This window comes from Demequina sp. (assembly GCF_024642165.1).
GTDB lineage: Bacteria > Actinomycetota > Actinomycetes > Actinomycetales > Demequinaceae > Demequina.
The window spans coordinates 1-7,697 of record NZ_JAHEBP010000099.1; the positions used below are offsets into that span (position 1 = coordinate 1).

At 69.7% G+C, this 7,697-nt stretch carries 5 protein-coding genes and 1 pseudogene; all 6 read right to left on the minus strand.

Features of this window, described 5'->3' with window-relative positions:
• Positions 1-94: 94 nt before the first annotated feature.
• Positions 95-1,204 carry a branched-chain amino acid aminotransferase gene (locus Q0L54_RS09005; RefSeq protein ID WP_296667394.1) on the minus strand — a complete coding sequence of 370 codons (1,110 nt, stop codon included), beginning with the start codon at positions 1,202-1,204 and terminating at the stop codon, positions 95-97.
• 135 nt (positions 1,205-1,339) lie between these two features.
• Positions 1,340-2,386 (minus strand): 3-isopropylmalate dehydrogenase, encoded by a 1,047-nt coding sequence (locus tag Q0L54_RS09010; protein WP_296667396.1) that lies wholly within the window; start codon positions 2,384-2,386, stop codon positions 1,340-1,342.
• An 11-nt stretch (positions 2,387-2,397) separates the two neighbouring features.
• The gene (ilvC, locus tag Q0L54_RS09015) at positions 2,398-3,429 is read right to left on the minus strand and encodes a ketol-acid reductoisomerase (protein WP_296667398.1); all 1,032 of its coding nucleotides are present in this window, start codon (positions 3,427-3,429) and stop codon (positions 2,398-2,400) included.
• A gap of 129 nt (positions 3,430-3,558) precedes the next feature.
• Positions 3,559-4,080 carry an acetolactate synthase small subunit gene (ilvN, locus tag Q0L54_RS09020; RefSeq protein WP_296667400.1) on the minus strand — a complete coding sequence of 174 codons (522 nt, stop codon included), beginning with the start codon at positions 4,078-4,080 and terminating at the stop codon, positions 3,559-3,561.
• A 3-nt stretch (positions 4,081-4,083) separates the two neighbouring features.
• Complete coding sequence (locus tag Q0L54_RS09025) at positions 4,084-5,955, minus strand: acetolactate synthase large subunit (RefSeq protein WP_296667402.1); 1,872 nt, start codon at positions 5,953-5,955, stop codon at positions 4,084-4,086.
• Positions 5,956-6,245: 290 nt separating this feature from the next.
• Positions 6,246-7,697, minus strand: a pseudogene (locus tag Q0L54_RS09030) (hypothetical protein); the annotation flags it as partial.

Here is a 7,697-nt window from a genome sequence, read left to right on the forward strand (position 1 = left end):
GGTGCCACGCTAGAAAGCGAACCTGGGAACGGGCTGAGGGTGCGCCAAGAGTTCGGGCTGGCCGAAAGGGACGGCGGGTGGGACCAAACGGGAGTCAGACCACCCGATGCATCCAGCCGTACGTGTCCTCGGCGCGCCCGTACTGGATGTCCGTGAGGCGCTGCCGGATCGCGAGCGTGACCGGGCCGGGCTCGCCGCCGCCCACCGTGACCTCGAAGTCCGCGGATCCCATGCGGCCCACGGGGGTGACGATCGCGGCCGTCCCGCACGCGAACACCTCGGTGATCTCGCCCGACTCGACACCCTCGCGCAGCTCGGCGAGCGTGATGTCCCGCTCGACCACCTTGAGGTTCTGGTCCTCGATCAGCTGCATCACGGAGGAGCGAGTCACGCCCTCGAGGATGTTGCCGTTGATGATCGGCGTGAGCACGGTGCCGTCGGCACGCACGGCGAATACGTTCATGCCGCCCAGCTCCTCGAGAAGCTGCCCCGAGGCGGCGTCGAGGTAGAGCACCTGGTCATAGCCGCGCTCGTACGCCTCGACCTGCGGGCGCAGCGACGCCGCGTAGTTGCCGCCGCACTTGGCCGCGCCCGTGCCGCCCGGACCGGCGCGGTGATAGTCGCGCTCCACCCAGATGGACACCGGCTTCACGCCGCCGGAGAAGTACGGCCCGGAGGGAGACGCGATCAGCAGGTAATCGACCTTCTTCGGCGGGCGCAGCCCGAGGAACACGTCCGTGCCGATGAGGAACGGGCGCAGATACAACGACGTCTCGGGGGCGTCGGGCACCCAGTCCTGCTCAAGCTCCACGAGGGCCTGGATGGACGCCATGAAGTCCTCGGCCGGGAGTTCCGGCAGCGCCATGCGCCATGCGCTCCGCTGCAGCCGGGCGGCGTTCGCCTCCGGACGGAACAGCCTCACCGAGCCGTCCGCCCACCGGTACGCCTTGAGCCCCTCGAAGACTTCCTGCGCGTAGTGCAGCACGGAGGACGCGGGGTCCATGGGGATCGGGCCGTAGGGCTCGATGCGGCGGTCGCCCCAGCCGCCGTCGGCGGTCCAGGTCACCCGGGCCATGTGGTCCGTGAACGTGACGCCGAAGTTGAGGTGCTCGAGCTTCTTGGCCCGCTCCTCTGGGGTGGCGGCGTGGGGGTTGCGGACCACGCGGAAGGCCTCCGCTGTGGACGATGCGGCGGTGTCGGTCACGGTGAGCCTTCCTGCGGATCGGGGTGGGTCTGAGAGTAGTGCCTCGCCCTGGCGGGACATGAGCGCAGGATCCGGGCCCGAATCCGGCAGTCATGTCCCGCCAGCGCGATGGCGCAGGTGAGCGGGGGCAGGCGACTAGCCGCGGATGCGGGCCGCCAGCGCGTCCCCCACCTGAGCGGTGGTGCGGACCGCGCCGGACTCGGCCTTCGCCGCGGCATCGGCGGCCACGGCGGCCTCGACCTTCGCCGCGAGCTCCGGCTGACCCAGGAAGTCCAGCATCATCGCCACCGACAGCACCGTGGCGGACGGGTCCGCCTTCTGCTGTCCAGCGATGTCGGGCGCCGAGCCGTGCACGGGCTCGAACATCGACGGCCCGGTCTTGTCCGGGTTGACGTTGGCCGAGGCCGCGAGACCGATGCCGCCCGAGATCGCGGCGGCCTCATCGGTGAGGATGTCGCCGAACAGGTTGTCGGTGACGATCACGTCGAACGAGGCCGGGTCGGTGACCAGCTTGATAGTCGCCGCGTCCACGTGCAGGTAGTCCCACGTCACGTCGGGGAACTCCGGCGCGATGGCCTCGACCGAGCGGCGCCAGAGGTGACCGGCGTGCACCAGCACGTTGTGCTTGTGCACCAGGGTCACGTGCTGACGCTTGCGCCCGGCGGCCACCGAGAACGCGTAGCGGACCACGCGCTCCACGCCGAAACGGGTGTTGACGGAGACCTCGGTGGCGATCTCGTGGGGCGTGCCCACGCGCAGCGCTCCACCGTTGCCCACGTACGGGCCCTCAGTGCCCTCGCGGACCACCACGAAGTCGATGTCGCCGGGGTTGGACAGCGGCGAGACCTCGCCGGGGTACAGCCGCGACGGACGCAGGTTCACGTACTGGTCAAGCTCGAAGCGCAGCTTGAGCAGCAGCCCGCGCTCCAGCACGCCCGAGGGCACGGTCGGGTCGCCGATCGCGCCCAGCAGGATCACATCGTGACCCCTGATGGCCTCAAGGTCAGCGTCGGGCAGGGTCTCCCCCGTCGCGTGCCAACGCTTGGCGCCCAGGTCGAACTCGGTGGTCTCGAAGACGAGGTCCGTGCCCTCGGTCGCGGCGGCGAGGCACTTGAGCCCCTCCGCCACCACCTCGGGACCGATGCCGTCGCCCGCGACCACCGCGAGGCGGTAGGTAGTCACCGTGCTGCCCGTCACCGTGCGGCGGAGCCGTCGACGTAGTCGGAGTCCTGCTTCGCGGCGGACCATGCGAACAGGGCGCGGAGCTCCTTGCCCGTGGTCTCGATCGGGTGGCTCTCCTCCTTGGCGCGCAGCGCGGTGAACTCGGGGGCGCCGGCATCCTGGTCCGCGATGAAGCGGGTGGCGAACGCGCCGGACTGGATGTCCGCGAGCACGGCCTCCATGCTCTTCTTCACCTCGGGCGTGATGATGCGGGGACCCGAGACGTAGTCGCCGTACTCGGCGGTGTCGGAGATGGACCAGCGCTGCTTGGCGATGCCGCCCTCCCACATGAGGTCCACGATGAGCTTGAGCTCGTGCAGCACCTCGAAGTAGGCGATCTCGGGCTGGTAGCCGGCCTCGGTGAGCACCTCGAAGCCGTACTGGACCAGGTGAGAGGTGCCGCCGCAGAGCACGGCCTGCTCGCCGAACAGGTCGGTCTCGGTCTCCTCGGTGAAAGTGGTCTTGATGACGCCGGCGCGGGTGCCGCCGATGGCCGCCGCGTACGAGATCGCCGTCGCCCACGCGGTGCCGGAGGCGTCGCGCTCGACCGCGATGATGTCCGGGATGCCGCGGCCCGCGACGTACTCGCGACGGACCGTGTGGCCGGGGGCCTTGGGGGCGATGAGGATGACGTCCACGCCCTCGGGGGCGTCGATGTAGCCGAAGCGGATGTTGAAGCCGTGCGCGAACGCGAGGGTCTTGCCCGCCGTCAGGTTGGGGGCGATGTCGTTGGCGTAGATGCCGCGCTGGTGCTGGTCCGGCGCGAGGATCATGATGAGGTCCGCCCACGCGGTCGCGTCGGCGACGGACTGGACGGTGAAACCGTCGTCCTCGGCCTTGGCGACCGACTTGGAGCCATCGCGCAGCGCAACGTGGACGTCGACGCCCGAGTCGCGCAGGTTCTGCGCGTGCGCATGGCCCTGCGAGCCGTAGCCCACGATGGCCACCTTCATGCCCTGGATGATCGAGAGGTCAGCGTCCTTCTCGTAGAACAGCTCAGCCATGCTGGGGATCTCCTTCATTGCTAGTGATGAACGTATTGACGAGGTGGGAAACGTACGGGTGCGAACTCAGCGTGGGACGCGCCGTGGTGAGGGACGATGCCGGGGTCACCCGTGCATCGTCCCGTCGCCTCAAGCGCTGGCGAGACGGTCGAGCGCGCGCTCCGTGATGGAGCGGGCGCCGCGACCGATGGCGACGGTGCCGGACTGGACGATCTCGCGGACGTCATGCACGGACAGGGCCGCGAGCAGGGCCTCGAGCTTCTCGCGGTTGCCCACCGCCTCGATCACCAGCGAGTCCGGCGCCACGTCCACGACGTGGGCGCGGAACAACTCGACGATCTGCAGGACGTCGGTGCGCTGGCGCGCATCGGCGCGCACCTTGATCAGCAGCAGGTCGCGCTGAACCGAGCGGTCGTCCTCCAGCTCCACGATCTTGAGCACGTGGATCAGCTTGTTGAGCTGCTTGGTGACCTGCTCGAGGGGTAGCTCATCGACGTCGACCACCACGGTGATGCGGGAGATCTCCGGGTGCTCGGTCTGGCCCACCGCGAGCGAGTGGATGTTGAACGCGCGCCGCGAGAACAGCCCGGAGACGCGCGCGAGCACGCCAGGCTTGTTCTCGACCAGCACGGACAGGGTGTGCTTTGTCATGGGTCAGTCCTCCCGATCCCACTTGGGCGCGATGCCCTTCGCGTACTGGATCTCGTCGTTGCTGCGGCCTGCGGCGACCATGGGCCACACCATCGCGTCGCGCGACACGGTGAAGTCCACCACCACCGGCTGGTCGTTGATCTCGTTGGCGCGCTTGATGGTCGCGTCGACGTCCGCGTCCGACTCGCAGCGCAGGCCCACGCAGCCCATCGCGTCCGCGAGCTTCACGAAGTCGGGGACGCGGCGCGTGCCGTGGCCCGTGTGCAGGTCCGTGTTCGAGTAGCGGCCCTCGTAGAAGAGGGTCTGCCACTGGCGGACCATGCCCAGCGAACTGTTGTTGATGATCGCCACCTTGATGGGGATCTCGTTGATGGCGCAGGTGACCAGCTCCTGGTTGGTCATCTGGAAGCAACCGTCGCCGTCGATCGCCCACACCGTCTGGTCGGGTACGCCCACCTGGGCGCCCATCGCGGCCGGCACGGAGAAGCCCATGGTGCCCAGTCCGCCCGAGTTGATCCACGTGTTGGGCCGCTCGTACTTGATGAACTGGCTGGCCCACATCTGGTGCTGGCCCACGCCGGACGTGTAGACGGTGCTCTGCGGGTCGTTGAGCGCGCCCAGGCGCTGGATCACGTACTGGGGGCTCGACAGCTTGTCCTCCGTGGGCGTGTATCCCAGCGCGAACGTGGTGCGCCAGTCGTCCAGCTGCGCCCACCAGGCCTCGAGGTCCGGCTTGCCATGCTTGCGGTGCTCCTCCTCGAGGGCGGGCACCAGGGCCTCGAAGACCTCCTTGAGGTCGCCCACGATGGGCACGTCGACGGCGCGGTTCTTGCCGATCTCGGCGGGGTCGATGTCCGCGTGCACGATGGTCGCGTGCGGCGCAAAGCTGTCGAGCGCGCCCGTCACGCGGTCGTCGAAACGGGCGCCAAGGGACACCACCAGGTCAGCCTTCTGTAGCGCCGCCACGGCGGCGACCGTGCCATGCATGCCGGGCATGCCCAGGTGCTGCGGGTGCGAGTCGGGCAGCGCGCCGCGCGCCATCAGCGTGGTCACCACGGCGGCGCCCGAGAGGTCGGTGAGCTTGCGCAGACCGGCCGATGCGCCGGAGCGGATCACGCCGCCGCCCACGTACAGCACGGGGCGACGGGCCGTGGCGAGCAGCCGCGCGGCCTCCTGCACGGTCTTGCTGTGCGGGCGAGCACCCGAGTTGAACCCGGGAAGGTCGATGCGGCCCGGCCACTGGAACGTGGTGGTCGCCTGCTGCGCGGACTTCGCGATGTCCACCAGCACCGGGCCGGGGCGGCCGTGACTGGCGATGTAGAAGGCCTCGGCGATGGCGCGTGGGATGTCCGCGGCGTCCGTCACCAGCATGTTGTGCTTGGTGATCGGGGACGTGATGCCCACGATGTCCGCCTCCTGGAAGGCGTCCGTCCCGATCATCGCGGCGCCCACCTGGCCGGTGATCGCGACCATGGGGATCGAGTCCATGTTCGCGTCCGCGATGGGAGTGACCAGGTTGGTGGCGCCCGGCCCGGACGTGACGATGCACACGCCCACCTTGCCGGTCGCGTGGGCGTAGCCCTGCGCGGCGTGGCCGGCGCCCTGCTCGTGGCGCACCAGGATGTGGCGCAGCTTGGTCGAGTCCATCAGGGGGTCATACGTGGGGAGGATCGCGCCACCGGGCAGGCCGAAGACGTCCGTGGCGCCCGCGGCCTCGAGCGAGCGGATGATCGCCGCCGCGCCCGTCATCTCGACGCCGTTGAGCGCCGGATCGGGGTTCGCCTGGGGCGTGGGCAGGGCGAGCGAGGGAGCGCTCGGCGCCTGGCGGGCGGTGCGGGCCGATGTTGCGCCCGGCTTGGCCGTGACCTGTGCCATCTTCTCTCCTGGTCGAGGGTAGGGAGGCGATCCTGGTGTCCGCCTCGCATGAAAGAACCCCCGCCAGCTTCTGGGCCGATGCTGTTGGGGGATGCGCGCGGACGATGCGTGGGTTAGGGGTGGCTGTCCGCGCGCCCGATAACTCGTACAAGGATCGTCTGCATGCGTCGACTGTACGCCGGGATTCGAGGGCGTGTCACCATTCGGACTGCGAATCTCACATCGTGGTTCACAGTCTTAAATTGTGAGATGTCGCTGGGTCTCGTCCGGGTCAGCACGCTCGTCTCTCGTCACGTGTTCCCGTCGATCATCATGATCGCCGCGGGCCCGTCGTCATCCGCGCGAACCGCCCAGAGCAGCCGCGCACCGTCGGCGGACCACGAGAACTCGCCGCGGGCCCACTGGGGCGGGTTCAACGTCTCGAGGATGAAGTCTCGCAGCGACAGCTCGAGCATGCGGGGGCTGTCGCCGCTCCTTCGATCGACGGTGGACGCGACGAGCCCCGAGGAATCGGGCTTCCAGGTCATCGCGCCGAACGTGCTCCCGCTGTTGGTGAAGCGCGCATAGGCCTGCGTATCCCACTCGATCTCCTCGCCCGTGCGCACGTCGATCGCGACTGCCACGCTGGAGGTGATGTCGTCGCTGGAGACCCAGCGGCTGTCCGGCGAGAACTCGAGCAACGAGTCCAGCTCCTGGATCCGCGGCACCACCGACGTGACGAACGTTCCGTCGGGCTTGATCACGCGCAGCTCCTGCGCGATGTCGCCCTCGACGTAGGCACCCACCGACCCATCGGGGGCCCAGACCACGGGCCGTCGGAGCCGCAGAGCGCTCACCGGCATCCCGTCACCGCCCCCGACGGCGAAGGCCGCGCCGCCCGACACTGGAGCAGCCATCAAGTCGAACGTGTCACCGTGGAGCGCGCGGAAGTACACGAGGCTCCCGTCCGGGGTGACGGACGCCGACGTTCCCGCACCCAGGTCCCTGATCACCCGCGCGGACGCGAGGTCGATGACGAGAACCGAGTCGGCCGTCGCCCTCGGACGCCCCTCGTCGTGCCGGGAAGACTCCGCCGAGGCGGCGGCGTCCGCCACCGAGACCGCAAGGCGGCCGTCCGGCGACCACGCGAGCTGGTGCACCCAGACGCCGTCGAGCCGGATCGCGGTGGTGACCGCACCGGAGGCGTCGGCGACGCGGACGTCCGTGCCCTTGGCGTCGGCGACGTCGAAGGCCACGAACGAGCGCGTCGGGTCCCACTCGATCAACCCGAGCGACTGTGTCTCGAGGTCGAGGAGCGGCTCACCGGAGTCCACGTCCGCGAGGACGACGCGCGTCGGCGGCCTCTGCTCGGACTCGAGGTACGCGATGGTCCGTCCGTCCGCCGACACTCCCTCGAACGAGATGTGGACGGCGTCCGACGAGCGCAACGCGCGCACGACTCGTGTCTCAGGCAGATCGCCGGGTAGCACGAAGCCCCGCGCGACCCAATCGGGCTCGCTGGTCGGGTTCGCTGAGGGGCTCGGCGAGGTGGTCGCGCTGGGTGAGAGGCTCGGCGACGCGGACGGGGTCGCGTGGGGCGATGCCGTGGCGCTCGGGGTGAGGGACGGGCTGGGTGAGTCCAGCGCGCCGGCCGCCGACGCATCGTCCGTGCCCGCCGCCCGCGTGAGCATCAGACCGATCGCCAGCGCGGCAACGCCGACGACGCCCACCGCCGGGATCCACACCTTGGGCTGCCGCAGCGT